At 68.4% G+C, this 26228-nt stretch carries 25 protein-coding genes and 1 pseudogene; 15 read left to right on the plus strand and 11 right to left on the minus strand.

Translation table 11 applies throughout. The features are described 5' to 3' along the window. The first annotated feature begins 49 nt into the window (after window positions 1–49). Genes ACJMKZ_RS02410 through ACJMKZ_RS02420 form a run of 3 tightly spaced genes read left to right on the plus strand, consistent with a single transcriptional unit; the run spans window position 50 to window position 2983 of the window. Window positions 50–1891 (plus strand): cation:proton antiporter, encoded by a 1842-nt coding sequence (locus ACJMKZ_RS02410; protein ID WP_405231601.1) that lies wholly within the window; start codon window positions 50–52, stop codon window positions 1889–1891. Beyond that, window positions 1869–2516: an alpha/beta hydrolase gene (locus ACJMKZ_RS02415; protein ID WP_405231602.1), complete on the plus strand. Its 648-nt coding sequence runs from the start codon at window positions 1869–1871 to the stop codon at window positions 2514–2516. The genes ACJMKZ_RS02410 and ACJMKZ_RS02415 overlap by 23 nt, the downstream gene beginning before the upstream one ends. Window positions 2517–2518: 2 nt before the next feature. Further along, window positions 2519–2983, plus strand: a complete 465-nt coding sequence (locus ACJMKZ_RS02420; RefSeq protein ID WP_405231603.1) for a tellurite resistance TerB family protein — start codon at window positions 2519–2521, stop codon at window positions 2981–2983. A 52-nt stretch (window positions 2984–3035) separates the two neighbouring features. On the opposite strand, the gene ACJMKZ_RS02425 is transcribed toward ACJMKZ_RS02420, so the two are convergent. The 5 genes from ACJMKZ_RS02425 to ACJMKZ_RS02445 form a co-directional block, all read right to left on the minus strand. Next, the gene (locus tag ACJMKZ_RS02425) at window positions 3036–3374 is read right to left on the minus strand and encodes an HU family DNA-binding protein (protein WP_405221065.1); all 339 of its coding nucleotides are present in this window, start codon (window positions 3372–3374) and stop codon (window positions 3036–3038) included. A gap of 128 nt (window positions 3375–3502) precedes the next feature. Further along, entirely contained in the window at window positions 3503–3979 is a 477-nt protein-coding gene (locus ACJMKZ_RS02430) for a DUF4426 domain-containing protein (RefSeq protein WP_405231604.1), read from the minus strand. A 118-nt stretch (window positions 3980–4097) separates the two neighbouring features. Then, the gene (locus ACJMKZ_RS02435; protein ID WP_405231605.1) at window positions 4098–4649 is read right to left on the minus strand and encodes a YggT family protein; all 552 of its coding nucleotides are present in this window, start codon (window positions 4647–4649) and stop codon (window positions 4098–4100) included. A gap of 33 nt (window positions 4650–4682) precedes the next feature. Next, window positions 4683–5510: a pyrroline-5-carboxylate reductase gene (proC, locus tag ACJMKZ_RS02440; RefSeq protein WP_405231606.1), complete on the minus strand. Its 828-nt coding sequence runs from the start codon at window positions 5508–5510 to the stop codon at window positions 4683–4685. Window positions 5511–5521: 11 nt separating this feature from the next. Then, window positions 5522–6226: a YggS family pyridoxal phosphate-dependent enzyme gene (locus ACJMKZ_RS02445; RefSeq protein ID WP_405231607.1), complete on the minus strand. Its 705-nt coding sequence runs from the start codon at window positions 6224–6226 to the stop codon at window positions 5522–5524. Between the two features lie 86 nt (window positions 6227–6312). Between ACJMKZ_RS02445 and ACJMKZ_RS02450 the strand changes: the two genes are divergently transcribed. The 3 genes from ACJMKZ_RS02450 to ACJMKZ_RS02460 are packed head-to-tail and all read left to right on the plus strand — an operon-like array spanning window position 6313 to window position 9640. Next, entirely contained in the window at window positions 6313–7353 is a 1041-nt protein-coding gene (locus ACJMKZ_RS02450) for a type IV pilus twitching motility protein PilT (RefSeq protein ID WP_405231608.1), read from the plus strand. A gap of 33 nt (window positions 7354–7386) precedes the next feature. Beyond that, window positions 7387–8544 (plus strand): PilT/PilU family type 4a pilus ATPase, encoded by a 1158-nt coding sequence (locus ACJMKZ_RS02455; RefSeq protein ID WP_405231609.1) that lies wholly within the window; start codon window positions 7387–7389, stop codon window positions 8542–8544. A 40-nt stretch (window positions 8545–8584) separates the two neighbouring features. Next, window positions 8585–9640: a PilT/PilU family type 4a pilus ATPase gene (locus ACJMKZ_RS02460; protein WP_405231610.1), complete on the plus strand. Its 1056-nt coding sequence runs from the start codon at window positions 8585–8587 to the stop codon at window positions 9638–9640. A 236-nt stretch (window positions 9641–9876) separates the two neighbouring features. Here the strand turns inward: ACJMKZ_RS02460 and ACJMKZ_RS02465 are convergent, their stop codons facing one another. The 5 genes from ACJMKZ_RS02465 to gshB form a co-directional block, all read right to left on the minus strand. Further along, entirely contained in the window at window positions 9877–10794 is a 918-nt protein-coding gene (locus tag ACJMKZ_RS02465) for a dihydroorotate dehydrogenase electron transfer subunit (protein ID WP_405231611.1), read from the minus strand. 43 nt (window positions 10795–10837) lie between these two features. Next, entirely contained in the window at window positions 10838–11317 is a 480-nt protein-coding gene (gene ruvX, locus ACJMKZ_RS02470; protein WP_405231612.1) for a Holliday junction resolvase RuvX, read from the minus strand. Further along, the gene (locus tag ACJMKZ_RS02475) at window positions 11301–11861 is read right to left on the minus strand and encodes a YqgE/AlgH family protein (RefSeq protein ID WP_405231613.1); all 561 of its coding nucleotides are present in this window, start codon (window positions 11859–11861) and stop codon (window positions 11301–11303) included. Before ACJMKZ_RS02475 ends, ruvX begins: the two co-directional genes overlap by 17 nt. 150 nt (window positions 11862–12011) lie before the next feature. After that, complete coding sequence (locus tag ACJMKZ_RS02480) at window positions 12012–12929, minus strand: energy transducer TonB (protein WP_405231614.1); 918 nt, start codon at window positions 12927–12929, stop codon at window positions 12012–12014. Window positions 12930–13055: 126 nt separating this feature from the next. Then, a complete protein-coding gene (gene gshB / locus ACJMKZ_RS02485) occupies window positions 13056–14030 on the minus strand; it encodes a glutathione synthase (RefSeq protein ID WP_405231615.1) in 975 nt (324 codons plus the stop codon). A 154-nt stretch (window positions 14031–14184) separates the two neighbouring features. On the opposite strand from gshB, the gene ACJMKZ_RS02490 reads away from it, so the two are divergent. From ACJMKZ_RS02490 to ACJMKZ_RS02525, 8 genes and pseudogenes are all read left to right on the plus strand, one after another. Then, window positions 14185–14991, plus strand: coding sequence for a transporter substrate-binding domain-containing protein (locus tag ACJMKZ_RS02490; RefSeq protein ID WP_405231616.1), 807 nt, complete (start codon window positions 14185–14187; stop codon window positions 14989–14991). Beyond that, entirely contained in the window at window positions 14981–15388 is a 408-nt protein-coding gene (locus tag ACJMKZ_RS02495; protein WP_405231617.1) for a hypothetical protein, read from the plus strand. The genes ACJMKZ_RS02490 and ACJMKZ_RS02495 overlap by 11 nt, the downstream gene beginning before the upstream one ends. Before the next feature lie 213 nt (window positions 15389–15601). Beyond that, window positions 15602–16009, plus strand: a complete 408-nt coding sequence (locus ACJMKZ_RS02500) for a response regulator (RefSeq protein WP_405231618.1) — start codon at window positions 15602–15604, stop codon at window positions 16007–16009. A gap of 27 nt (window positions 16010–16036) precedes the next feature. After that, window positions 16037–16402, plus strand: coding sequence for a response regulator transcription factor (locus ACJMKZ_RS02505; protein WP_405231619.1), 366 nt, complete (start codon window positions 16037–16039; stop codon window positions 16400–16402). A gap of 1 nt (window position 16403) precedes the next feature. Beyond that, complete coding sequence (locus ACJMKZ_RS02510; RefSeq protein WP_405231620.1) at window positions 16404–16970, plus strand: chemotaxis protein CheW; 567 nt, start codon at window positions 16404–16406, stop codon at window positions 16968–16970. 193 nt (window positions 16971–17163) lie between these two features. After that, a pseudogene (locus ACJMKZ_RS02515) lies at window positions 17164–18414 on the plus strand (methyl-accepting chemotaxis protein); the annotation flags it as partial. A gap of 40 nt (window positions 18415–18454) precedes the next feature. Further along, a complete protein-coding gene (locus ACJMKZ_RS02520) occupies window positions 18455–24307 on the plus strand; it encodes an Hpt domain-containing protein (protein WP_405231621.1) in 5853 nt (1950 codons plus the stop codon). Further along, complete coding sequence (locus tag ACJMKZ_RS02525; protein WP_405231622.1) at window positions 24304–24780, plus strand: chemotaxis protein CheW; 477 nt, start codon at window positions 24304–24306, stop codon at window positions 24778–24780. The genes ACJMKZ_RS02520 and ACJMKZ_RS02525 overlap by 4 nt, the downstream gene beginning before the upstream one ends. Here ACJMKZ_RS02525 and ACJMKZ_RS02530 read toward each other — a convergent pair. Then, window positions 24777–25532 carry a 16S rRNA (uracil(1498)-N(3))-methyltransferase gene (locus tag ACJMKZ_RS02530; protein WP_405231623.1) on the minus strand — a complete coding sequence of 252 codons (756 nt, stop codon included), beginning with the start codon at window positions 25530–25532 and terminating at the stop codon, window positions 24777–24779. The two genes, ACJMKZ_RS02525 and ACJMKZ_RS02530, sit on opposite strands and share 4 nt — an antisense overlap. Before the next feature lie 85 nt (window positions 25533–25617). Here ACJMKZ_RS02530 and ampD point away from each other — a divergent pair, with 85 nt between their 5' ends. After that, entirely contained in the window at window positions 25618–26202 is a 585-nt protein-coding gene (ampD, locus tag ACJMKZ_RS02535) for a 1,6-anhydro-N-acetylmuramyl-L-alanine amidase AmpD (protein ID WP_405231624.1), read from the plus strand. The last annotated feature ends 26 nt before the right edge of the window (window positions 26203–26228 follow it).

A 26228-nucleotide genomic window follows, 5' to 3' on the forward strand; every position in this document is an offset into this window, starting at 1 on the left:
GCAGGCGCGACCGTTACCGTACGCCGCTGTTTCCTCGCGAGCATCCCCGATGCATGAAGATCAGATCGTCCTCGTCATCGTCGGCGTCGTCGCGCTGGGCGTGGCAGCACAGTGGGTGGCATGGCGCCTGCGCCTGCCGGCGATCGTGCTGCTGGCCGGTTCCGGACTGATCGTCGGCCCCGGTCTCGGCTGGATCAATCCCAGCGCGGAACTCGGCGATCTGCTGCGCCCCGTCATCAGCCTGTGCGTTGCCATCATCCTGTTCGAGGGGGGGCTCAGCCTCAGGCTCGCCGAACTGAAGGAGGCGGCCCGGGGCGTCCAGCGGCTGGTCTATCTGGGGGCGCCGTTCGGCTGGGCGGCCGCCACCCTGTGCGCCCACTACATCGGCGGCCTGGACTGGGCCGTGTCGCTGGTGTTCGGCGCCATCATGGTGGTGACCGGTCCGACGGTGATCATGCCGCTGCTGCGCCAGAGCGCGCTGAACCGCCGCACCGCTTCCTATCTGAAGTGGGAAGGGATCGTCAACGATCCCATCGGGGCGTTGCTGGCGGTGCTGGTGTTCCAGTTCTTCGTCTTCAGCGGCGAGGGCTCGGGGCTGGCGGAGGTCATGCAGGGCGTCGGCCTCGCCATCACCTCCGGGCTGGTGTTCGGCGGCCTCGGCGGCTGGCTCACGGGGCGTGCGTTCCGCGCCGGGATGGTGCCGGAATATCTGAAGAGTCCGGTGATGCTCGGCCTCGTACTCGTCGTCTACGAGGCCTCCAATCTGATGCAGCACGAGGCCGGGCTGCTGGCCGTGACCATCATGGGTATCGTCGTCGCCAACATGAACCTGCCGGGCATCGGCGACATGAAGCGCTTCAAGGAGTACATCACCATCATGCTCGTGTCGGTGGTGTTCGTGCTGCTCACCGCCGATTTGAATGTCGAGTCCCTGACCTCGATAGGCTGGCGCGGCGCCGCATTGATCGCGGCGATCATGGTGGTCGCCAGACCCGCGGCCATCATGCTGGCGACGATCGGCGCGAAGATGGAATTCCGCGAGCGTCTGCTGCTCTCCTGGATCGCGCCGCGCGGTATCGTCGCCGCTGCCACCGCCGGTGTCATGGGGCCGCGGCTGGTGGACGCCGGTTACGACGCCGACGTCCTGCTGCCGCTGGTGTTCGCCGTGATATTCGCCACCGTCTTCGCTCACGGCCTGTCGCTGAACTGGCTGGCGGGACGTCTCGGGCTGTCGTCGCGCCACCGCGACAGCGTCGTGATCGTCGGCGCCTCGCCCTGGACCATCGAACTGGCACGCACGCTGCAGGGACTGAAGGTGAACGTACTGGTGGCGGATTCCTCCTGGCACAACTTGCGCGCAGCCCGGCTGGCCGGCGTGCCCGTCTTCTACGGCGACATCCTCTCGGAGTTCGCCGAGGAGTCGGTGGAACTCGCGCACGTGCGCACGGTACTGGCGGCCACCAGCAACGACGCCTACAACGCGCTCGTCTGCACGCAGATCGCGCCGGAGGTGGGCCAGCGCCACGTCTTCCAGCTGCCCATGGGCACGGAGACCGAGGACGATCCCAAGGCGATCGCGCGGCCGCGCCGGGGCAACGTGGCGTTCGGCAAGGATGCGGTGTTCGAGCGGCTGTGGCGGTTGTACGTGCGGGGCTGGGGCTTTTACAAGACGAAGCTGTCGGAAAACTACAGCTACAGCGATTTCCTGAGCGAGCGGCCCGAGGACGCGATGCAGGTCATCCTGCTGGATTCGGACGGCGACGTGGACCTGTTCTCGGTCCAGCACGAGCTGGAACCCAAGCCCGGCGATACCATCGTCTACTTCGCGCCGGGCAAACCGAAGAAGGCTGCTGCCGAGGGGGGCGCGGATGCGCAAGCTGCCCCGGCGTGAAGAGGTAAATATCCCGGGTCCCGCCGGCGAGCTGGAGGCGTTGCTCGAGCTGCCGCCAGCGGGCGAGCCCGCCGGTTACGGTGTCGCCTGCCATCCCCACCCGCAGCATCGCGGCAGCATGGAGAACAAGGTCGTGCACACGCTGTGCCGCGTGTTCAACGAACGGGGCCTCGCGGCGATCCGATTCAACTTCCGCGGCGTCGGTGCCAGCGAGGGCAGCTACGACGAGGGCGTCGGCGAGGTGGACGACGCCCTGGCGGTGTGGGACTGGGCCGCGCGGCGTTTCGGCGGCGAGGCCTGGCTCGCGGGGTTCTCGTTCGGCGCGGCGGTGGCGCTGCATGCCGCCGCCCGGCGGACGCCGGCGCGGCTGATCACCGTGGCGCCGCCCGTCGGCCGGCTGCCGGTTGCCACGGAGCGTCAGCCCGAGTGTCCGTGGATCATCGTCCAGGGCGAGGAAGACGAACTCGTGGACGCCGATGGCGTCGTGGAATGGGTCAACGAGCTGGCACCGGGTCCGGAACTCCTGCTGCTGCCGGAGGTCGACCATTTTTTCCACGGTAAACTCACGTTGCTGCGCGAGCGGCTCGGCGAGCTGCTCGACGGCGAGGGGAAGGACGCGGACTGATCATGCTCGATGCGCTGGCGCGAAAGCTCGAATCATTGCTGGACGGTTCGGAGGAGGGCGCCTCGGCGCAGGACGAGGAGCACGCCATACGCCTCGCCGCCGCGGCGCTGCTGGTCGAGGTGGCCCGCGCCGATTTCGACTTCGACGCGGAGGAGGCGCTGGCCCTCGAGGAGCTGCTGCGCCGACATTACGAGCTGACCGAAGAGGAAGCCGCTCTGCTGCGCGAGGAGGCCAGCGAGCGGGTGGAGCATTCGGTGTCGTTGTTCGAGTTCACCCGTACGCTGCACGAGCGGCTCGACGAGAAGCAGAAGTCGGAGCTGATGGGCCGACTGTGGGCCGTTGCTTTCGCCGACGGGCGGCTCGACAAGTACGAGGACGCCATGGTGCACAAGATCGGCGAGCTGCTCTACGTCCCGCGTTCCGAGGTGATGCGGCGCAAGTTGCTGGCCCGACCCGACGAGTCATAAAAAAAGCCGGGCGGCTGCCCGGCTTTTCCGATCCGTGTCACGGGTGCGTGACTCAGACCATGTCTTTCAGGCCTTTCAGGGCCGTGACCTTCACCGTCTTGCTGGCCGGCTTGGCCTTGAACATCATCTCCTCGCCCGTAAACGGGTTGATGCCCTTGCGCGCCTTGACGGCGGGCTTCTTCTTGACGGTCATCTTTGCCAGGCCGGGCAGCGTGAACGTCCCGGGGGCGCCGCGGCCGCCGAGGTTCTTCTTCATGAGGCCGGTCAGTGAGTCGAAGACCGCGGCGACGTCCTTGCGGGTGAGACCGGTGTCTTCCGCGATGTGCCTGTAGATCTCCGACTTGGTCGGTGCCTTCTTGGCCGTGGTAGCGGCCTTTTTCTTTGCTGCCATGTATCAACTCCTGGATGAAACGAAAAACCCGGGCAATTCCGGCTCGATAAAGCGCGGCAACTTACCACAACTCGCCCTGCCGCGACAGATGGTCAAGTGCATTTCGCAGGCTTTTTTTCGGGGTTTCGTCAATCGGTGAAGAACTGGCGGCGGAATTTCAGCATGGTCGGCTGAGTGGCGCCGGGCGGCGTTGCCTCAATGTTGAAGATCAGCGTCTCCCGATGCGCGACCGGCACCTCGCCGATGTAGTAGGTCGCCTCGCCGTCACGCACGCGGCGCATCGTGATGTTCTTGGTCTGCCCCGTGAGATTCGCCGCCGACACCTCGACGCCGCCCTCCACCGTGTTGCCGGTCTCCTTCTCGACGAAGCTCACGTTCAGCATCGCCCGGTTCCTGGAGCGGACGATGCCCGTGCTCTGCGCGACGGTCGGCGTGAGCTGATCGGTGGTCATCGCGTTGTAGTGCACGATGTAATCGCCTACCTCGGCGGACGTCTCGCTCGACGGCATCGCCTCGGGCACGTTGCGCTCCGGCTGCCCGCTGTCACCGCAGGCGGAGAACAGTACAGCCGCCAGCGCAAGCAGTATCGTATTCGTCGGCCTCATAGCGGTCTCTCCGTGCCTTTTCATCAGGGCCCTACTATAAACCATCCGCTTCCCCCGGCCCGAATGCGCGGTTGCGGTGACGTGGTGTCCGGCCATCCGGCGCTCCCGACCGCTGCCGTCAGTGCAGCACGCCGGGCAGGCCGCTGCCGACCGCGATGCTGGCGGCCTGCAGCAGGATGGCGACCAGCAACGGCGAGAGATCCAGCCCGCCGATCGTGGGGATGAGACGGCGGGCCGGGTCGAGAATCGGATTGACCAGCTGACTGAGCAGGCTGGTGACCGGGTTGTAGGTGCCCGGTGCGACCCAGCTCAATATGACGTAGACGATGATGGCGAAGAAGAAGAAACGCAGCGCGATCATGACCGTGCGCAGTATCGCGTAGTACAGCAGCCCGAAGCCGTGGGGGGTCATGTTGAGCGCGTACGCCATGGCGGCGACGAACACGAGCTCGAACAGCAGTATCACCACCAGCGTGGCCGTGTCGATCTTGCCCATGGGCGGCAGCACGCGCCGCAGCGGCACGATGAACGGCGAGGTGATGCGCACGATCGCCTGGGAGACGGGGTTGCGGAAGTCCGCCCGGAACAGCTGCATGAACAGCCGCAGCAGCAGCACGATCAGGAACAGGTCGGCCAGTGTCCGGAACAGGAAGATCAGCGCGTCGTCCAAGCTCTCACTCCGTGCGGTCGGGTCCGGCGGGACTCAGTCCGCTGCGGCATCGCCGGCGAGCTCGGCCGCCCGCCGCCGCGCGGCATGAATGGCGCGTCTAAAGATAGCACGAACGTCGACGTCCTCCAGGACGGCGAACGCGGCCGCCGTGGTGCCGCCCGGCGAGGTGACGCGTTCGCGCAGCACGGCCGGCTCGTCGGCCTCGCTCTCCGCCGTGGCGGCGGCGCCCTTCGCCGTCTGCACCGCCAGACGTCGCGCCTGCTCCGGCGTGAAGCCGAATTCGACGGCCGTGGCGATGAGCGCCTCCAGCAGGTAGAAGAAATAGGCCGGGCCGCTGCCGGAGATGGCCGTCGCGGCATCGATCATCGATTCCTCGTCCACCCAGAGCGTCGGCCCGGCGGCCGAGAGCACGTCGTCGGCGCGGTCCCGGCCGGGCAGCGCGCGCCGGTTCGCATACAGCACGGTCATGCCCTGGCCGACCAGCGCCGGCTGATTGGGCATGCAGCGCACCACGGCGAGTCCGCCGCCGAGCCAGGCGTCGATGTCGTCGCTGCGTATGCCCGCCGCGATCGAGACGACCAGGGCCGCGGAGGCCTGCACCGTCTCGGCCAGCGGCGGCAGCACGTCCGCCATCACCTGTGGCTTCACGGCCAGCACGAGCACGTCTGCGGCGGCGGCGACGTCCCGATTGTCCGCGCTCACCCGCCCGCCGGGCAGCAGCGCCGCCAGCGCGTCGCGTCGCTCTTCGCTGGGGTCGGCGACGGCGATGCGCTCGGCGTCCACACCCTTCGCCAGCAGGCCGCGCATGATGGCGGTGGCCATGTTGCCGCCGCCGATGAAGCCGATGACCGGTTCGCTCATATGAGACCTCGTCAGTCGTCCGCCGGGCGCGGCCCGAATACGTCGGTGCCCACCCGGACCAGTGTCGCGCCCTCGAGTATGGCCGCCTCGAGATCGGCGGACATGCCCATGGACAGCATATCCAGCCGATGCCCGCGGCCGTTCAGCTCCTCGAGGAGGCCGCGCAGCCGGGCGAACGGCCGGCGCTGGGCCGCGATCCCCTCGGCCGGCGCCGGTATGCACATCAGCCCGCGCAGTCGCAGCCGCGGCAGCCCGGCGACGAGATCCGCCAGCGGCCCCGCCTCGTCCGGCGCGCAGCCGCTCTTCGACGCCTCGTCGTCGACGTTGACCTGGATGCAGACGTCCAGCGGCGGCGCATCGGGCGGACGTTGCTCGCTCAGGCGCCGGGCGATCTTCTCCCGCTCGATGGTGTGCACCCAGTCGAACCGCTCGGCGATCGGCCGGGTTTTGTTCGACTGGACGGGGCCGATGAAATGCCAGGTGAGGCCCGCGTCGCCCGGCGCATCCACCAGCGCGTCCATGTGCGCGAGCGCTCCCTGCAGCGTGTTCTCGCCGAAATGGCGGTGGCCGGCCGCCACCGCCTCGCGCACCCGCTCGAGCGGCTGGCGCTTGGACACCGCCACCAGCGTCACCGCGGCCGGATCGCGGCCTGCCGAACGGGCGATGGAAGCGATGGATTCATTGATTTTCCGGAGGTTTTCCGTGACTCCAATCACGTTAATTTCCGTTTGCTCCGCTATACTAGCCCATCCGGATTTATGGTAAATCCGGCAGTCTGGATACCTGCAAGCAAGGGATACGCATGGCCGTCGATATCGCGCAGCTCCTGTCGTTCACGGTGAAGAACAAGGCCTCCGACCTGCACCTGTCGGCAGGCGTCCCGCCCATGATCCGGGTCGATGGCGACATCAAGCGGATCAATATGCCCGCCCTTACGCACAAGGAAGTCAACAGCATGGTGTACGACATCATGAATGACAAGCAGCGTAAGGCCTACGAGGAGTACTTCGAGACCGACTTCTCGTTCGAGATTCCGAAACTCGCCCGCTTCCGCGTAAACGCCTACAACCAGATGCGCGGCTCCGGTGCCGTCTTCCGCATCATCCCCTCGGAGATACTCACGTTGGACGACCTGGGTGCGCCGGCGATCTTCAAGGACATCTCGATGCAGCCCCGGGGCATCTGCCTGGTGACGGGTCCCACCGGCTCGGGCAAGTCGACGACGCTGGCGGCGATGGTGGACTACATCAACGACAACAAGCCCGATCACATCCTCACCATCGAGGACCCGATCGAGTTCGTGCACGAGAGCAAGAAGTCGCTCATCAACCAGCGCGAGGTGCACCGCGACACGCTCGGCTTCTCCGAGGCGCTGCGCTCGGCCCTGCGCGAGGACCCGGACGTCATCCTGGTGGGCGAGCTGCGCGACCTGGAGACCATCCGTCTCGCGCTGACCGCGGCCGAGACGGGTCACCTGGTGTTCGGTACGCTGCACACGAGTTCCGCGGCCAAGACCATCGACCGCGTCGTCGACGTATTCCCGGCCGCGGAGAAGGAGATGGTGCGCGCCATGCTGTCGGAATCGCTGAAGGCCGTGATTTCGCAGACCCTGCTGAAGAAGATCGGCGGCGGCCGCGTGGCGGCCCATGAGATCATGATCGGCACGCCGGCCATCCGCAACCTGATCCGCGAGGGCAAGGTGGCGCAGATGTACTCGGCCATCCAGACCGGGCAGGGCGCCGGCATGCACACACTGGACCAGAATCTGGCCGAGCTCATGCAGAAAGGCCAGATCACCAAGGAAGAGGCCCGCTTCAAGGCGGTCAACAAGGAGAATTTCTAGGCCGCAGCTTCATGATGCGGCCCGGGGGCGGAAATGGATCGGGAACAGGCAGTACGACTGACGCAGAATCTTCTGAAGAAGCTGGTGGAGAAGAAGGGCTCGGATCTCTTCATCACCACAGGCTTCCCGCCGGCGATCAAGATCGACGGCGAGGTGCATCGGGCGACGGAGCAGCCGCTGTCCGCCGAGCAGACGTCGATCATCGTCCGCTCGATCATGAACGACAAGCAGGCGAAGGAGTTCGACGCCACCAAGGAGTGCAACTTCGCCATCAATCCCCAGGGCATCGGCCGCTTCCGCGTCAGCGCCTTCGTGCAGCAGGGGCACGTGGGCGCGGTGATGCGCACGATCACGACCAAGATCCCTACCTTCGACGAGATGGAGCTGCCGCCCATCCTGAAGGACGTGGTGATGAACAAGCGCGGGCTGGTGATCGTCGTCGGCGGTACCGGTTCGGGTAAGTCGACCACGCTCGCTACCATGATCGGCCACCGCAACGAGCACTCCCGCGGCCACATCATCACCATCGAGGACCCGGTGGAGTTCGTGCACCCCCATCGGGGCTGCGTGGTCACCCAGCGCGAGGTCGGCGTCGACACCGAGAGCTGGCACATGGCACTCAAGAACACGCTGCGCCAGGCGCCGGACGTCATCCTGATCGGCGAGATCCGCGACAAGGAGACCATGGAGTACGGCATCCAGTTCGCCGAGACCGGCCATCTGTGTCTCGCGACGCTGCACGCGAACAGCGCCAACCAGGCACTGGACCGCATCATCAACTTCTTCCCGGAAGAGCGCCGCTCCCAGCTGCTGATGGATCTCTCGCTGAACGTGAAGGCGCTCATCTCGCAGCGGCTGATCCCGCGGGAGAGCGGCGTCGGCCGTATCGCTGCGATGGAGATCATGCTGAGTTCGCCGCTGATCGCCGACCTGATCTTCAAGGGCGAGGTGGCCCAGATCAAGGAGATCATGGCCAAGTCCACGCGGCTCGGCATGCAGACCTTCGACCAGGCGCTGTTCGCCCTGTACGAAGAAGGGCACATCTCCTACGAGGAGGCGATGCGCAACGCGGATTCCCGCAACGAGCTGCGGCTGAAGATCAAGCTGGAGAGCAAGCGCGAGACGGCGCTGGCGGACCAGCAGTCGAGCAGCCTGCGCATCATGGAGGAGGACACCGCCAAGCACTTCTGACGGTGCCCCTGCACCTGTCAGTGTCGAGGGGCGCTAACCCATGAACGTCAAACCCCTGTTCAAGCTGATGGCGGAGAAAAAGGCCTCGGACCTCTTCTTCACCTCCTATGCGCCGGTCAAGATCAAGATCGAGGGCAAGATACGGCCGGTGAACAAGCTCGAGCTGACGCCGAAGATGGTGAAGCAGGCGGCCCTCGAGCTGATGAACGAGGAACAGCTCGAGGTCTTCTCCCGCGAGCTGGAGATCGATTTCGCCCTGTCCGAGCCCGGCGTGGGGCGCTTCCGCGTCAACGTGTTCCAGCAGCGGGGCAACGTCGGCATGGTGCTGCGCTTCATCACGGCCGATCTGCCGACGTTCGAGCAGCTGGAGTTGCCGGAGGTCCTGGAGGATCTGGTCATGCTGAAGCGCGGCCTGATCCTCATGGTGGGCGCCACCGGCAGCGGCAAGTCGACGACGCTGGCGGCCATGGTGAACCACCGCAACGAGAACACCTCGTCGCACATCATCACCATCGAGGACCCGATCGAGTTCCTCCACCCCAACAAGAAGTCCATCGTCAACCAGCGGGAAGTGGGCATGGACACCATGTCCTACGCCCGCGCCCTGAAGAGCGCGATGCGGGCGGCGCCCGACGTCGTGCTGATCGGCGAGATCCGTGACCGGGAATCGATGCAGGCGGCGCTCGACCTTGCCGGCACCGGCCAGCTGGCCATCGCCACGCTGCACTCGAACAACGCGCCGGAGACGCTGGACCGCATCATCAACATGTTCCCGATGGAGCAGCACAACCAGGTGTTCATGGACCTCTCCCACTACCTGCGCGCCATCATCTCCCAGCGGCTGGTGCGCGACCGGGAGGGCAAGCGCGTGGCCGCCGTGGAGGTGATGCTGAACTCGCCGCACATCGCCGAGCTGATCATGAAGGGCGACATCTCCGCGGTGAAGGAGGCCGTTAAGGACTCCAACGAGCGCGGCATGCAGACTTACGACGAGGCGCTGCTGAAACTCTACCGGGACGGGCGCATCACGCTGGAAGAGGCGCTCGCCAACGCGGATTCCCGCAGCAACCTGGAAGCGAAGATCAACTTCGGTTGATGGTCTTTATTTCACGGCCGTCCTGCGGGGGTATCCATCTTGCTCCCGACAAAAGGTCGCGGCGATGGATACCCCCGCATGACGGCCGCCTCGCGGTGGCGTGAAAGCGTTGCCAGTCAGCAACGCCTCCTGACTGGTGCCAGGCCTATCGGCGACGGGCCCGCCACGCTGACCCAGCCGATGGCGGGCCAACGCCAAAAGAAAGGCGGATCGGGCCTGAAGGCCCTCCTACACCGTTACGCGGGGAAGACGGTGTTGGCGTCGAAGACCGGGCCGTCCACGCACACGCGTTTCATCGCCGGGCCGTCCGGTGTCTCCACCCGCACCGCGCAGCCGGCGCAGCCGCCGACGGCGCAGGCCATGTATTCCTCCAGCGAGACCTGGCAGGGGATGCCGTAGCGGCGGGCGACACGGGCCGCGGCGACGAGCATCGGCGTCGGGCCGCAGGCGAACATCTCGACGCGGGCCAGCGCCGCCTCGTCCAGACTCGCCAGCCACTCGCCGGCGAGTTCGGTCACGAAGCCCCTGTAGCAGCCCTCGAAGGCGGAGCCGCTCGCGAGCCGCGAGGGCACGCCCCGGTCTTCGAGCAGGGGCATCACGGAGCAGACCTCCGCCGCGATGCCTGGCACGTCCGCGGTTGCCCGAGCCAGTTCGAAGGGGAACGGTATCTCCGAGCCCATCAGCACCAGCGGCTCCCAGTCGTGCTGCCGGTCCGCTTTCAGTGCCTCGGCCAGGAAGACCATGGGCGGTATGCCGACGCCGCCGCCGACGAGCAGCGCGCGCGGGCGCGCCGGGTCCGGACGGAAGGGGCGACCGATGGGGCCGAGCACGCTGACGCGATCGCCGGGCCGGCGCCGGCTCAGCAGGCGCAGCCCGTCGCCGACGATCTTGTACAGGAATTCGATCCAGCCCTCCGCGGCGTCCGCGCGCATGATCGAGAGCGGCCGGCGCATCGGCAGCGACTCGTCGCAGGTGACATGGGCGAAGCTGCCCGGAAGGGCATGTGCGGCGCATTTCGGCGAGCGCAGGCGCATGATGAACTGCTCGCCGGGGTAGTGCCGCACTTCCAGCACCTCGGCATCCTCGACGAAGAGGGTGCCCCGGTGGCCGCGATCGCCAAGCGTCGCGGCGGCGGTTTCGGTCTCGATGCTCATGGCGCCGCGGATTCTATCACCTCGCAGGGCGGCGCCGGTCTGCTCAGTGGCGGCCCGGCCAACGCTCGGCCAGCCATTGCTCGGCAATGATGCGGGCGGACAGGCTGTCGATATCCGCCTTGCTGACGCGCCGGCGGCGTGCGCCGCTGCGGCGCTCGCCGGTCAGGCGCGACTGCGCCTCGGCCGAGGAGAACTGCTCGTCCACCAGCTCCAGCGGGATGCCGAAGCGCTCGAGCCGGCGCCGGAACCGCTTCAGCGGCTCCTCGAGCACGGAGGTCTCGCCCGGCGCCAGCGGCATGCCCAGCAGCAGACGGTCCGGTTGCCAGTCGGCGATGAGCCTGGCGAGCGCGCCCTCGTCGGGCTCGCCGCCGACGGCGGGCAGGGTCGTCAGCGCCGTGGCGCTGCGCGTCACCGCCTGGCCCACGGCGACGCCGATGCGCCGCAGCCCGAAGTCGAAAGCCAGGACGGTTTCGGCAGTCTCAGCGTGGTCAGCGGTGCTGGCGCTGTCAGGCGTGTCCGGCATCGCTGGCCAGACGAGTGATGTCGATGCCCAGCTGCCGGGCTGCCGCCTGCCAGCGCTGATCGAAGGGGACTTCGAAGACGATGTCCGGCGTGGCCGTGACGTTCAGCCAGGCGTTGGCCATCATCTCGGACTCCAGCTGGCCGGCGTCCCAGCCCGCGTAGCCGAGGGCCACCAGCGAGCGGCTCGGCCCGATGCCCGCAGCGATGGCCGCCAGGATGTCCCGTGAGAAGGTCACGCGGATGTCGTCGGACACCTCCAGCGTCGCCTCCCATTCCTGCTCGCCGGCATGCAGCACGAAGCCGCGCTCGTGCCCTACGGGACCGCCGGCCAGCACCCGCGTGTCGCCGATCTCCGCGTGCTCCGCCGTGAGTTCGAGCTGGGCGAGCACGTCACCGAGCCGCAGGTCCAGCGGCCTGTTGATGACGATCCCGAGAGCGCCCTCGTCCGTGTGTTCGCAGATCAGCGTGACCGTCGTCTCGAAATTCGGGTCCTGCATGCCGGGCATGGCGATCAGCAGCTGATTGACGTAATTGGGCTCGTTCATGCACGTCAGTATCGACATTCCGGCGGGCATCGACAAGCGCGGGCGGATGGGGCCGCAGGTGGGGCGTGAGGGTCTGCAGGGTGTCCCGGCGGGGCGAGACGTCGGAGTTATGGGGAGTGATCGGGGCCTGAAGGCCCTCCTGCACCCGGGTTATCGGCGGGTGGCTATTCTCGGGCGCGCGCCGTCCTGGTTGAACTGCCACTGGTAGGCGAAGCGCAGCTCGTCGTAGTCCTTGCGCAGGTCCTCCGGGAACGGGTCGAAGGGCGCCGCCCGGCGCAGGATGTTCAGCGCCGCCTGATCGAGCAGCCCGTGCCCCGAGGAACGCCGCACGACGATGTCCGTGAGTTCCCCGTCGGCGTCGATCGCCACCTCCAGCACCGGGCTGCCGGTCATCCCGCGCGTGCGTGCCTGCTCCGGGAAGTTCAGCGTGCCGACCCGCTCCACCTTCCGTTTCCAGCGGTCGAGATAGCCGGCAATGCGGGATTCCCGGGTATCGGCGCTGATCACCAGATGGCGGGGGTCGTCGTCGTGGATGAGGAGATTCGCCTGTTCCTCCACCGGCAGGGGCAGGCTGCGGGGATCGCTCGCCGGCGCCGCCTGCACCGTGGTCTGCTCCGCGCTCGGGGCGGGGCTCGTGTCCTCGGGCGCGTAGTCGCGCCGGTCCGAGGGCGAGCGCGAGACGACCGCCGTGCGCGGGTCCGCCTCGCCCGGCGCCGATTCCACGGCCGTCTCGCCCGGGATCTCCTCGGGGAACGGCCGGGCCTCGGCGGAGCGGGGCCGGGCGCCGGGGCGCACCTGTTCGGTGGTGTTGCCGCCGCCGCGCTGGTTCGCCTGGGCGAGGTAGTCCGCGTCGTCGCTGGGCTCGACATGCTGGTTCGAGTCCGCGACGATCGTCACCTCCAGCGTCGTCGCCTCGTTGCTGCCGAGTGGCACTGCCTCGAACGTGACGCCGAGGATGACCACCGCATGGAACAGCGCCGCCAGGAAGAGCATCGGCGGCAGCCGGTCCGGCGTTGCCGGCACGGCGGGAAGCATGTCCCTCGTCAGACTCGGCCTGGTTGCTGCCACGTGGCTCCTGCCCCGGTTACCCCTGCCCGTTCCGTCGGACCGGTCCGTGCGACGGGTCTGCGCGACCCGTCCGTCCGGCCAGGCGCCATTCTAACCGTTCCCGCCGGCCCGGTAATGAGACGGCGATCACCCCGTGGCGGACGCTCGGGCCAGGCGGGCCTCGATGGCGTCAAACAGCAGCCCGGCGATGTTGATGCCGAATTCCCGGTCCAGTTCGCGGATGCCCGTGGGACTGGTGACGTTGATCTCGGTGAGGTACTCACCGATGACGTCCAGCCCGGCGAACAGCACCCCCTCGCGCTTCAGCACCGCACCCACCGTCGTCGCGATCTCCCGGTCGCGCTCGCTCAGCTCGCGGCCCACGCCCTTCGCTCCCATCACCAGGTTGCCGCGGCCGTCGGCCTCCGTGGGGATGCGCGCCAGCGCATACGGCACCGGCTCGCCATCGACGATGATCACGCGCTTGTCGCCCTCGGTGATCTCCGGGATGAACTGCTGGGCCATGGCGTAGCGGTGGCCGTGGCCGGTCAGCGTCTCCAGGATGACGTTGGTGTTCGGTTCGCCCTTGCGCACGGAGAAGATGGAGCGTCCGCCCATGCCGTCCAGCGGTTTGACCACCATGCGTTGCACCTCGTCGAGGAACGTCCGCATCGTGTCCATGGAGCGCGTGATGACGGTGCGCGGCACGAAGTCCGGAAACCAGGCGGTGTAGGCCTTCTCGTTCATGTCCCTCAGCGCGTCCGGACTGTTCACCACCAGACAGCCCGCCTCCCGGGCGCGACCGAGGATGTAGGTGGTGTAGACGTATTCCATGTCGAAGGGCGGGTCCTTGCGCATGAGGATGACGTCCAGCTCGGCCAGCCGGCGGCGGCTCGCCTCGCCCAGCGTGTACCAGCGCTCCGGGTCGTCGGCGACTTCCAGCGGCCGCATCTCGCCCCAGGCGGTGCCGCAGTCCAGCCACAGCCCGCCCTGTTCCATGTAGCTGATCTCGTAGCCCCGCGCCTGTGCCTCGAGCAGCATGGCGAGGCTGGAATCCTTCTTCGGGGTGATGCCCGCGATGGGGTCCATCACGATGCCCAGCCTTGTCTTTCCGGCGTTCATATCCGCTCCTGCAGGTCTCGCGGGCGAACTATACCGTCTGCATGACCCGGCGACGATGCCCGGCCATGCCTGCATCGGACTGCGTGTGTCCCCGATTGCGGGTGCCACCGGCTGCCATTAACATCGGACGAAATCCTCCACAGGCTCTTGTTCCATGATTTCCAAGCTCCGAATCACCGCATTGCTCGTCGCCGTCCTCGCCCTGTTGCTCTCGGCCGGCCCCGCCGCCGCGCGCAGCCTGGACGAGATCAGGGAGGCCGGCGTATTGCGGGTCGGCACTTCGCTGTTCACACCGTGGGCCATCCGCGCCGGTGAGGGGCAGCTGATCGGCTTCGAGGCCGACGTCGCCCGCAAGCTGGCGGCCGACATGGGCGTGGAGCCGGAGCTGAAGGTCTATCCGTGGAATGAACTGATCGACGCGCTGGAGGCCGGCGAGATCGACATGATCGCGGCAGGCATGTCGGTGACGCCCGCGCGGGCGCTGCGCGTGTGGTTCAGCGACGCGTATCACGAGAGCGGCATCACGCTGGCGACCAATACGGCGAAGACGGCGGACGTGGCGCGGCTGGAAGACCTGAACGATCGCCGTTACCGCATCGGCGTGGTGAAGGGCACCGTGGCCGAAGACCTGGCCCGACGGGTGTTCGGGGAGGCGAAGATCAAGGTCTACGATCAGGACGACAAGGCGTCGGAGGCGCTGCTGGCAGGCCGCATCGACGGCTACCTGGAGAGCTACCCCGGGCCCCAGTTCCTGGCGCTGGAGAACCCGGAGCGCATCGACACGCCGCTGGCCAAGCCGCTGCTTACCACCCGGTCGGCCTTCGCCGTGGCGCGCGGCAACGCGGACCTGGTGTATTTCCTGAATGCGTGGATCACGGCACGCCAGGCGGACACCTGGCTGCCGTCCACCGAGTCCTACTGGTTCCGCAGCCTGCGCTGGAGAGAGCGGCTTGAGGACTGACCCCCGTTTCTGGCCGTTCGCGGCGGTCCTTGTCTTGCTGGCCGCGCCCGGATTCGCCCAGGCGCCCGCGGACGGGGAACCCGACGCCGGGTCCGGCCCCGGCGCCGCGCCCTTCGAGCCTGCCCCCCGTGCCGACGAGGACGTGATCGAGGAGATCATCGTCTATGGACGCCAGGACGAGTGGCGGCTGCCCGACATGGGCGACCGGCTCCGCCGCGAGCGCGAGGAACTGGAGAAGGCGAAGGTGCGCGAGGTCGATTTCGAGTTCCTGCCGCTCTACGACCCGGAAGAGGCCACCCGGGAGCCGGACCTGTTCCGCATGGACGACCCGCTGCAGCGAGTGGGCAAGGTGGAGCTGTTCCGGTTCCGTTTCGGAGGAGACCGGTCCGAGCGCTGAGAGGCGCGTCGGGCCCGGCCCGGGGCCCCGTCAGGAGACGATTCGAGACACCGGAGCAGCGGCTGTGCCGTTCCGTGCACTGCCTCGTGGCAGCAGTCAAAACAATATGTTAAAAGTGCCCGGGTTGCGTCAGGGACAGAATGTGCGCTGTTCCACACCTGGTGGGTGGCCGGCGTGTTAGAACGCGATGCGGGGTGCAGGGAGATTTCTCAGGTGGCGAATCCAGAAACGGGCCAGCGGTCGGCCGACCTAAAGGGCCTGAAGATACTGGTCATCGACGACAGCAAGACCATCCGGCGGACGGCGGAGACGCTGCTCAGCAAGGAGGGTTGTGACGTATTCACGGCCGTGGACGGCTTCGACGCGTTGTCCAAGATCGCGGATCACCAGCCGGACATCATTTTCGTCGATATCATGATGCCGCGGCTGGACGGGTACCAGACCTGTTCGCTGATCAAGCACAACAAGGCGTTCCGGGATACGCCGGTGATCATGCTCTCCAGCAAGGACGGGCTGTTCGACCGTGCCCGGGGACGTATCGTGGGCTCGGAGCGCTATCTGACCAAGCCGTTCACGAAGGACGAATTGCTGGGTGCCATCGCGAGCCAGATGCAGGGCTGATGCGCCGCCCGCGACAGGAGAACGGATATGCCGACGGTACTGATCGTTGATGATTCGCCGACGGAGCTGCACGTGTTCCACAAGATGCTGGAGAAGAACGGCTTCGAGACGCTGCTGGCGGCCGACGGCGAAGAGGGACTGGAGAAGGCGCGCGCCGAGCGTCCCGACGTGGTGCTGATGGACGTCGTGATGCCCGGCATGAACGGCTTCCAGGCCACCCGCCGCATGACCCGCAGCCCGGAGACCGCCGATATCCCGGTCATCATGGTCACCACCAAGGATCAGGAGACCGACAAGATCTGGGGCATTCGCCAGGGCGCGGCCGACTATCTGGTGAAGCCGGTCTCGGAAAAGGAACTGGTCGCGAAGATCAACGCGGTGCTGGCCGGCTGATATGGCGGAAGCGCAGACACTGGAAGCGCTCCGCGACCAGCCGTTCGAGCTGCTGAAAGAGCTCGAACGGCGCAGCCGCGCGGCCCTGGCCGGGCAGTCGGCGACGACCGCCAGCGCGGAGGAGTGGGTCGGCGTCGGCTTCCGCATCGGCAGCGAGAATTTCGTCGCCGCCCGCGACGAGGTGCGCGAGGTGCTGATGGTGCCGGACGCGGTGACCCGCGTGCCGGGAGCGAAGCGCTGGGTGCTCGGTCTCGCGAACGTGCGCGGCCACCTGCTGCCGCTCATCGATCTGAAGATGTTCCTGGGCGGCGGGCGCACCGGCACGGGCCGCACGGCGCGGCTCATCAGCGTGCATCACCGCGAGATGCCGGCCGGCCTGCTCGTGGACGAGGTGGTGGGGTTCCGCCGCTTCATGACGAACGAGTTCTCGCAGGACTGGTCGCCGACCATCCTGCGCTGCGAGCAGTACCTGACCGGGTCGTTCAGGCGGGGGCCGGAATCCTGGCCCGTATTCGGCCTCCACCTGCTGGTGGAGAGCCCACAGTTCCTGCAGGCCGCCGCGGACTGAAAGGCCGCCGGCAGGCCACTAGCAGGCAAGTAGCAAGACGGATTGAGCTGGTATGGCACAGACAACAACTGGATCACGGACGTTCGTATTCCTCGCCGTGGCGCTGCCGGTGACCCTGGTGGCGGCGGGCGTGGTCGCCTGGCTCGCTCTGGGTCCCGAGGCGTTCGGCTCCGGCGGCTGGCAGCCTCTTGCGCTGTTCGCGCTGCTCGCCCTCGCCGTGATCCTGGGGATCGCGCTGCTGATCTCCTCCATCCGCGCCTCCCGGCTGGCCAGCTCCGCCATCCTGCAGGCCGACCAGAACGAGCGTAACCAGCAGGCCATCCTGCGGCTGCTGGACGAGCTGGGCAGTCTCGCCGACGGCGACCTCACCGTCGAGGCGACGGTCACCGAGGACATCACGGGTGCGATCGCGGACTCCATCAACTATGCCATCGAGGCACTGCGCGACCTGGTGACCACCATCAACGAGACGGCCATCATGGTGGACTCCGCGGCCAAGCAGACCGAGAGCACGGCCAACCACATGAGCCGGGCCGCTCAGAAGCAGTCCCAGGAGATCAGCGCCGCGTCGGAATCCATCGCGGCGATGGCAGCCTCCATCGAGGAAGTCTCGGGCAATGCCGAGCGCTCGGCCGACGTGGCGCGGCACTCGGTGGACGTCGCCCACAAGGGCGGCGAGGCCGTGCGCCGCACCATCGACGGCATGAACACCATCCGCGAGACCATCCAGGAGACGTCCAAGCGCATCAAGCGCCTCGGCGAAAGCTCCCAGGAGATCGGCAACATCGTGGAGCTGATCAACGACATCGCAGAGCAGACCAATATCCTGGCGCTGAACGCCTCCATCCAGGCGTCGATGGCGGGCGAGGCCGGCCGTGGCTTCGCCGTGGTCGCCGACGAAGTGCAGCGCCTCGCCGAACGCTCCACCAACGCCACCAAGCAGATCGAGGTGCTGGTGCGAACCATCCAGAGCGATACCAACGAGGCCGTCGTCTCCATGGAGCGCAGCACCACCGACGTGGTCGGCGGGGCGCTGCTGGCCGAGAATGCCGGCGCCGCGCTGGACGAGATCGAACAGGTCTCCAATCAGATCGCATCGCTGGTGCAGAACATCTCTAGCTCCGCCCGCGAGCAGACGACGGCGGCCACCGACGTCACCCGGCGCACCAAGGTGCTGCGCGACATCAGCGCCCAGACCGGGCGGGCGACCAGCGCAACGACGTCGTCGATCTCCAAGCTCTCCGATCTGGCCAGCCAGTTGCGCCAGACGGTGGCCGGGTTCCGCCTGCCGGGGGGCGACCTGCGGAACGAGGCGCCGACGGGGGAGGCGGATGAGGTACTCGTTTCCGGCACCTATCCCCGGCTGGACGACGAGGCCGCCGGTGCGGACGAGCCAGACGACGAACGGCCCCGGCCGGCCGAGCGGGTGGCGGGTCAGGGATGAGGATCGAGGGTCGGCGTGATCTCAGGGAGCGGAAGCGGCGGTGAGTGAGGCGGCAGCACAGACGGCGCAGGCGCTGAACGTCGTCAGCGACGAGCTGACCGAGACCCTGAAGCAGGCGCGGGTGGCGCTCGAAGAGGCCGTGGAGGGTCACGGCAGCCGGGAATCGCTGCTGCGGGCCGGCCGGCGCCTGCACGAGGCGGCCGGTGTTCTGAAGATGGTGGAGGTGTACGGCGGCGCGCTGCTGGCCGAGGAGATGGAGGCCGTCTGCCGCTATCTGGCCGATCTGCGTCCCGGCGCCAAGGGTCAGCAGGACGGACTGGATGCGATAACGCGGGCCATGGTGCAGCTGCCGAGCTATCTCGATCGCCTGCTCGGCGGCGGACGGGACATCGCGCTGGTGCTGCTGCCGCTGCTGAACGATCTGCGCGCGGTCCGCGGCAAGCCGCTCATGTCGGAGAGCACGCTGCTGCTGCTGAACCTGACCCCCGGTCAGCGGGTCGGCGTGGCGGACAGGGCCGCGCCGCCGAAAGAAGACATCGTGGAGCTGGCCCGCAAGGCGCGGCCGGCTTTCCAGCTGGCGCTGCTGGGGTGGATCCAGGGCCAGCACCCGGGTCAGCACCTGAAGAAACTGCGCCAGATCGCGCTGGCGCTGGAGCAGGCGGCCGACCGCGACGAGATCTACCAGCTCTGGTGGGTGGTGGTCGGCGTGCTCGAGGCCCTGGCGGACGGCGGTCTCGAGACCAGCGTCTCCCTGAAGCGCCTGCTGGGCCAGGCGGACCGGCAGCTGAAGCGCCTCATCGACGAGGGCTCCGACGCGTTCGAGCAGAACCCGCCGACCGATCTGCTGAACAACCTGCTGTACTACATCGCCCGTTCCGCTACCGCCGGCGAACGCGTGAGCGCCATCCGCCGCGCCTTCAACCTGTCCGAGCTGTTGCCCGGCGACGAGCAGGTGGTGCACGCGCGGGAAAGCCTGGCCGCGCCGAGCATCCGGCTGATGGAGACGGTCGGCGAGGCCATCAAGGAAGACCTCGGCAAGGTCAAGGACGTGCTGGACATCTACGTGCGCACCGGCATGGACGACGTTGCCGACCTGGCCCCCCAGGTGGACATGCTGAAGAAGATCAGCGACACGCTGGGCGTCCTCGGACTGGGAGACCTGCGGGGCGACATACAGGCCGAGATCGAGCGCCTGCGCAACATCGTGGCGGAGTCCGTGGCGGCTGACGAGACCATGCTGCTGAAGATCGCCTCCACGCTGCTGCAGGTGGAGGACAGCCTGGACGCGAAGCTGAAGCGGCTGATCCGCCCCGCCGGCGCGGACGTGGACGAGCCCGGCGCTGTCGAGGATACCGCGGAGGTGGAATACCGCCAGGTCACCGAGGCCGTGCTGCGCGAGTGCATCGTGAACATGGCGCGGGTGAAGGAGGCCATCACCCAGGTCACCAGCGAGAGCGGCGACCCCATGGCCATCGACAACGTGCCGAAGCTCGTCCGCGGCGTCAAGGCCGGGCTGGTCATGCTGGACAAGGGCCGGGCCGCCGAAGTGGTGGAACGGCTGGGCCGCTTTGTCACCCGGGCGCTGCAGGCCGGCCGCCAGGCGCTGGACCCGGAGCACCTGGACCGCCTGGCCGATGCGGTGGTAAGCATCGAGTACTACATGGAAACCGTGCAGGCCGGCCGCCGGGATCCCTGGTACATGCTGGACAACGCCGAGGCCTGCCTGGACGCGCTGTCCGGCATCCTCGACGAGATGGATGGCCGCGCGGCCAGGATCGAGGAGACCCTCGTGGCCAGCCAGCGGCTGCGCGCCATCCCCGAGCCGGAGCAGCCCGGCGGCGCCGGAGACGCCACGGAGATCATCCAGATCCCGGTGGTGGCCCAGGACGCGGAGCATCTCGACCCGGAGCTGCTGGAGCTGTTCATCGAGGAGTCCAAGGAGGAGATCGCCTCCATCCGCAAGCAGCTGCCCCGCTGGGCCGAGAACGCCGACGACATGGAGGCGCTGATCACGGTGCGCCGCTCCTTCCACACGCTGAAGGGCAGCGGCCGGATGGTGGGTGCCGAGCGCATCGGCGATTTCTGCTGGCACATCGAAGATCTGCTGAACCGGCTCATCAACCGCACGCTGACCCGTACGCCGCCGATGGTCGAGTTCATCGAGCGCGCGGCGGCGGCTCTGCCGGAGCTGGTGGAGCAGCTGGAGACGGGCATCGAGCCGAAGGTGGATACCCGTCAGCTCGTGGTCCAGGCGAGCGCCTTCGCCGAGGGCGATCCGAACGCGCCGAACCTGGCGGCGTCGGCGGTCGAGCCGGAGGAGGAGCCGGCGCCGGTGGAGATGGACCCGGTGCTGCTCGACATCTTCTCGAAGGAGACCGCGGCGCACCTCGGGTCCATCAAGAGCTACATCGAGGCCTGCCGGGAGGAGGAGCCGCCGTATCCGATCCCGGACAACCTGCACCGCGCCTGTCATACGTTGCACGGTAGCGTGAACATGGCCGACGTGGACCGGGGCGTGACGGTCACGGCCAGCCTGAATCAGTACGTGCGGCGGCTCTACGACGCAGGTCAGGGAATGGATACCGACGGCCTGGCGGCAGTGGAGGCCGCCGTGAAGGCCATCGAGAGTATTGTTGCCGGCATCAACCAGCCCGGTGCCCGGGACGAGGACTATCAGCCCCTCGTCGAGCGGCTGCGGGAGCTGACCGCGCAGGTGGAGAGCCGCCAGGCGGAGATGGACGAGACCGGCGAGCGCACCGGCATAAGCCCGGTGCCGGGTCCGGAGTATGGAGCCGGGGCCGCGCTCGGAGAGCAGGAGGAGCCTGCTGCCGGGAGTTCGCCTGCCGAGTCGGCGGCGGAAGCGGCGGCGCCGGAGCCGACGGAGGAAGCTGCCGAGGCCGGGCCGGCCGAGCCGTCGCAAGGCGAGCCCGCCGCGCCGCCGCCTGCCGAACCGCCCGCCGCGGAAGCCGACTACGACGCCGAGATTGCCGCCATCTTCACCGAGGAGGCGGGCGAGATTCTGGAGGCCAGCGACGAGGCGCTGGCGAGCTGGACCGGCGGCGGCCGGCCGGCGGAAAGCCTCACCGAGCTGAAACGTCACCTGCACACGCTCAAGGGCGGGGCGCGCATGGCCGGCATCACCGCCATGGGCAACCTGAGCCACGGCCTGGAAACGCTGCTGATCGCCATCGACGACGATCGCGTGCAGCCGTCCCAGGCGGTGGATGACCTGCTGCAGCAGAGCCTCGACGAGCTGCACCGCATGCGTGACATGGTGACGGGCGGACAGCGGGCGGCGCCGGCCGCCGGCCTCGAGGCGCGCATCGAGGCACTGGCAGCCGGCGAGACGGCCCCGGCCCAGCCCGAGGCGCCGGCCGAGCTCGAGACCGAGGCGCCGGAGGAGGAAGTACCGGAGGCAGCCGCGCCGACGGAGGCGTCGTCCGAAGCCGGCGAGTATCCGGCCCTGGAGTTGCCCGAGGCGCCCGAGGCGCCCGAGGCGCCCGAGACGACCGAGGCGCCCGAAGAGGGCGAGGTGCCCGCCGGTGCCGAGGTGCCGGAGCCGCCGGTCGGCGAACCTGTGTTCGGCGTGACGGCCCGCGGCGAAGGCGAGGAAGGCCTGCCGCCCGAAGCGGCGGAGGGAGGCCTGCCGGCCGAGACGGACATCAGCGAGTGGTTCGCCGAGCATGGCGAGGAGATCGCCGCGGAGGTGTTCGGCGAGGAGGCTGCCTCGGAGCGAGGCTTCGAAGCGGAATCGGAGGCACCGGCCGAGGCCGAAGCCGCGCCCGAACGGCAAGCAGAGCCCGGGCTCGAACCCGAACCGGAGCCCGAACCCGAACCGCTACGCGAGGCCGAACCCAAAGCGGAGACCGAACCGCGGCCGGAAACCGAAGCGGAGCTCGAGGCCGAACCGTCCCTGGAGACCGAAGCGGAGCGGGACGTCGAAGCGGAGCCCGAGGCCCCTGCGGAAGAGCCGTACGCCGCGGCGGAGCAGCCGGTGGCGCGGCCACCCGAGCCGCCGGCACCGGCGCCCGTGCGCCCGGAGCGCGCCGCCCCGCCGACGCCTGCCGCGCCGGAGCGCCAGGAGTTCGCCCGCATCGACGCGGAGCTGCTGGAGGAGCTGCTGAACGCCGCCGGCGAGATCAGCATCTATCACTCCCGGCTGAGCCAGCAGGTCACCTCTATCGATTTCAATCTGGCGGAGCTGGAGCAGACGGTGAGCCGGCTGCGCGACCAGCTGCGCAAGCTCGAATTCGAGACCGAGACCCAGATCCTGAACCGTCATCAGGAGGAGCGGACCGCCCAGGACTTCGACCCGCTGGAGCTCGACCGCTACTCCACCATCCAACAGCTGTCCCGGGCGCTGGCCGAATCGGCCAGCGACGTGGCCAGCCTGAAGGACCTGCTGCAGAACCTGGCGACGGAGACCGAGTCGCTGCTCGTGCAGCAGTCGCGGGTCACGGCGGAGCTACAGGACGGCCTGATGCGCACCCGCATGGTGCCGTTCCAGCGGCACGTGCCGCGGCTCTCGCGCCTGGTGCGACAGATCGCCGGCGAGACGGGCAAGCGGGTGGAGCTGGCGGTGGAAGGCGGCTCCGGCGAGCTGGACCGGCAGGTACTGGAGAAGATGCTGCCGCCGTTCGAGCACATGCTGCGCAACGCCATCGTCCACGGCATCGAGCCCCCGGAGACGCGGCAGGCGGCCGGCAAGCCGCCCGTGGGCCGCATCACCGTGCGGCTGCACCGTGAAGGCTCGGAGATGGTCATCGACGTGGCGGACGACGGCGCCGGTCTGAACGTGGACGCCATCCGCCGCAAGGCCACCGAGCAGGGGCTGCTGACACCGGACTCGGACGCCTCCGACGAGGCCGTCATGGAGCTGATCCTGAAGCCGGGCTTCAGCACTGCGGACCAGCTGACCCAGTCCGCCGGACGCGGCGTCGGCATGGACGTGGTGGCCAACGAGGTGAAGAAGCTCGGCGGCGCGCTGCGCATCACCTCCATGCCGGGACAGGGCACCAATTTCACGGTGCGCCTGCCGTTCACGCTGGCCATCACCCAGGCGCTGATCGTGCGCGCCGGCGAGGAGGTCTACGCCCTGCCGCTGCCCACCGTCGAGGGCGTGGCGCGGGTGGCCCGCGCCGAACTGGACTCACTGCTGAACCAGCCCGAGCCCACTTTCGAGTACGGCGAACAGACCTATCGCTTCCAGCACCTCGGGATGTTCGTGGGCGGCAAGCCCTCGGAGCTGCCCGAGGACGACTCGGCCGTGCCGGTCATCCTGATCCGCGCCGGCGAGAAGTCCATCGCGCTGCTCACCGACGAGATGCTGGCCAGCCGGGAGATCGTCGTGAAGTCGGTCGGACCCCAGCTCGCCAGTATCCGCGGCATCTCCGGGGCCACTATCCTGGGCGACGGCCGCATCGTGCTGATCCTGGACATGGGCAGCCTGGCCCGGTCGACGGCGCCGCTGGTCGAGATCCGCGAGGCGCCGCGGCCGAGCGTCGACGAGCGTCCGCTGGTGCTGGTGGTGGACGACTCCATCACCGTGCGCCGGGTCACGGAGCGTTTCCTGCAGCGACAGGGCATGCGGGTGGCCACCGCGAAGGACGGCATCGACGCCATCAGCGTGATGCAGGAGCACCGGCCGGACATCATCCTGCTCGACATCGAGATGCCGCGCATGGACGGCTACGAATTCGCCACCCACGTGCGCAACGACGAGCGTTTCGCCGACATCCCGATCATCATGATCACCTCCCGGGTGAGCGAGAAACACCGGGCGCGCGCCATCGAGATCGGCGTCAACGACTATCTCGGCAAGCCCTATCAGGACAGCCAGCTGCTGGAGGCGATCCATGCGCTGCTGGAGGAAAAGGGCGGTAGCGGCCTGTGAGCGCAGTGGTCGAGGAACTGTATTCCCTGCTCGTGCCCCTCGCCGAGGATCGGCTGATCGTGCCGCGGGCCTGCGTGGCCGAGGTGGTGCGCTACACGCCGCCCGAGGCGAAGCCCGTCGAGGCCGAGTCCTGGGTGCTCGGCGGCTTCAACTGGAACGGGCGGCTGCTGCCGCTGGTGTCCTTCGAGGGCGCGCTCGGCAAGCCGGTGCCGAAGGCCTCGGGCAGGACGCGCATCGTCGTCTTCCACGGCGTCACCGGCAGACTGCGCGCCGGGCACTTCGGCATGCTGACCCAGGGCTTCCCCCAACTGGTCCGCGTCAACCGGGAGGTGCTGCGGCCGGGCCAGCCGGCCGACGAGTGGCCGGAGGGCGCGCCGGTGTTCTGCCGGGTGAAGATGATCAACGAGTACCCGCTGATCCCGGACCTGGCGCGGCTCGAGGAGATCCTCGCCGAGCAGGAACTGGAACTCTAGCCATCTCCTCCGGCCGTTCGCCCTTGCAGATCGCCCCATAGCGTCTGCAGGGCCGCGATGCCGGCGACGGCCGCGGTCTCCGTCCTCAGTATCCTCGGGCCCAGCCCCACGGGCCGGAACCCGGCCGCCTCCGCCGCTTGCGTCTCCCGGTCCGTGAGTCCGCCTTCCGGGCCAACCAGCAGTGTCACCGGCGTCGTGGGGCGCGCGAGGGCGGTCAGCCCGTCCGCCGCGTCCGGCGTCAGCACGAGGCGCAGCCCCGTGGGCGGCGCCGCCAGCCAGTCCTCCAGCGCGGTAATGGGGGCGATCTGCGGCAGGCGGTTGCGCCCGCATTGCCGGCAGGCGCTCACCGCCACCCGCTGCCAGTGCTCGAGCCGCGCGGCTGCCCGCTTGTCGTCCAGCCGCACGACACCGCGCTCGCACAGCAGCGGCACGATGGCGGCGGCACCCAGCTCGGTGGTCTTCTGCACGACGTGGTCCATGCGTTCGCCCCGGGAGATACCCTGGGCGACCGTGACCGCCAGGGGCGATTCGCGCTCGACGGCTCGGTGTTCGCCGACGGCCACCGTCACCACCCGGCGACCGGCCGTCACCATCGTCGCGTCGTACTCGCCGCCGCGGCCGTCGAACAGGACCAGGGGCGCGCCCACCGGCAGCCTGAGCACGCGCGTCAGGTAGCGGGCGTCGTCTTCCCCGACCGTGACCTCGTCGCCGCTGGTCAGGGGTTCCGGATAATGGAGGCGGACCGTGCGCACAGCAGGATCATGCAGTTCCGGCCGCGGGATTGGAAGACGGGCGCGTGCGTTGACAGCCGCCGGGGCGGCGCCCATATTGCCGGCGATGACCGCGACCCCGGAGCCCCGCTTCCTGACCGATCCGGCCACCGGGCTGGTGGCCCCGGCCCGCCAGTGCCCGTCGCCGAATCAGGACGACCGCCCCGCGGGCTGCGAGCTCGAGCTGATCGTGGTCCACGGCATCAGCCTGCCGCCGGGCGAGTTCGGCGGGCCGCACATCGAGGACTTCTTCGCCAACCGGCTGGCGACGGACGGCCACCCCTATTTCGCCGAGATCGCCGGCATGGAGGTCTCCGCCCACGCGCTGATCCGGCGCGACGGCAGCCTGGTGCAGTTCGTGCCGTTCCGGCGGCGCGCCTGGCATGCGGGTGCCTCCTCCTGGTGCGGGCGCGAGCGCTGCAACGACTTCTCCGTGGGCATCGAGCTCGAGGGGCTCGACGACCTCGCCTACGACGATCGCCAGTACGATTCCCTGGCGGACCTGATCCGCTCGCTGCGCCGCGCCTACCCGAGCCTGGCGGCCGCCGACATTCTCGGCCATTCCGACATCGCGCCGGGCCGCAAGACCGACCCCGGCGCCGCCTTCGACTGGCGCCGGCTTGATGCGCTGCTCGGGCGGGACATAAGCTAGGGCTCTCCCTGTAGCCGCCCGGCTGG

Origin of the sequence: Lentisalinibacter salinarum (genome assembly GCF_040706555.1) — a bacterium.
GTDB lineage: Bacteria > Pseudomonadota > Gammaproteobacteria > Steroidobacterales > Woeseiaceae > Lentisalinibacter > Lentisalinibacter salinarum.

What these genes read in the sequence shown, in the direction of transcription:
- ACJMKZ_RS02410 (WP_405231601.1), top strand. Translation starts at nt 50, where the DNA reads ATGCATGAAGATCAGATCGTCCTCGTCATCGTCGGCGTCGTCGCGCTG.
- ACJMKZ_RS02415 (WP_405231602.1), top strand. Translation starts at nt 1,869, where the DNA reads ATGCGCAAGCTGCCCCGGCGTGAAGAGGTAAATATCCCGGGTCCCGCC.
- ACJMKZ_RS02420 (WP_405231603.1), top strand. Translation starts at nt 2,519, where the DNA reads ATGCTCGATGCGCTGGCGCGAAAGCTCGAATCATTGCTGGACGGTTCG.
- ACJMKZ_RS02425 (WP_405221065.1), bottom strand. Translation starts at nt 3,374, where the DNA reads ATGGCAGCAAAGAAAAAGGCCGCTACCACGGCCAAGAAGGCACCGACC.
- ACJMKZ_RS02430 (WP_405231604.1), bottom strand. Translation starts at nt 3,979, where the DNA reads ATGAGGCCGACGAATACGATACTGCTTGCGCTGGCGGCTGTACTGTTC.
- proC (WP_405231606.1), bottom strand. Translation starts at nt 5,510, where the DNA reads ATGAGCGAACCGGTCATCGGCTTCATCGGCGGCGGCAACATGGCCACC.
- ACJMKZ_RS02450 (WP_405231608.1), top strand. Translation starts at nt 6,313, where the DNA reads ATGGCCGTCGATATCGCGCAGCTCCTGTCGTTCACGGTGAAGAACAAG.
- ACJMKZ_RS02455 (WP_405231609.1), top strand. Translation starts at nt 7,387, where the DNA reads ATGGATCGGGAACAGGCAGTACGACTGACGCAGAATCTTCTGAAGAAG.
- ACJMKZ_RS02460 (WP_405231610.1), top strand. Translation starts at nt 8,585, where the DNA reads ATGAACGTCAAACCCCTGTTCAAGCTGATGGCGGAGAAAAAGGCCTCG.
- ACJMKZ_RS02465 (WP_405231611.1), bottom strand. Translation starts at nt 10,794, where the DNA reads ATGAGCATCGAGACCGAAACCGCCGCCGCGACGCTTGGCGATCGCGGC.
- ruvX (WP_405231612.1), bottom strand. Translation starts at nt 11,317, where the DNA reads ATGCCGGACACGCCTGACAGCGCCAGCACCGCTGACCACGCTGAGACT.
- ACJMKZ_RS02475 (WP_405231613.1), bottom strand. Translation starts at nt 11,861, where the DNA reads ATGAACGAGCCCAATTACGTCAATCAGCTGCTGATCGCCATGCCCGGC.
- gshB (WP_405231615.1), bottom strand. Translation starts at nt 14,030, where the DNA reads ATGAACGCCGGAAAGACAAGGCTGGGCATCGTGATGGACCCCATCGCG.
- ACJMKZ_RS02490 (WP_405231616.1), top strand. Translation starts at nt 14,185, where the DNA reads ATGATTTCCAAGCTCCGAATCACCGCATTGCTCGTCGCCGTCCTCGCC.
- ACJMKZ_RS02505 (WP_405231619.1), top strand. Translation starts at nt 16,037, where the DNA reads ATGCCGACGGTACTGATCGTTGATGATTCGCCGACGGAGCTGCACGTG.
- ACJMKZ_RS02510 (WP_405231620.1), top strand. Translation starts at nt 16,404, where the DNA reads ATGGCGGAAGCGCAGACACTGGAAGCGCTCCGCGACCAGCCGTTCGAG.
- ampD (WP_405231624.1), top strand. Translation starts at nt 25,618, where the DNA reads ATGACCGCGACCCCGGAGCCCCGCTTCCTGACCGATCCGGCCACCGGG.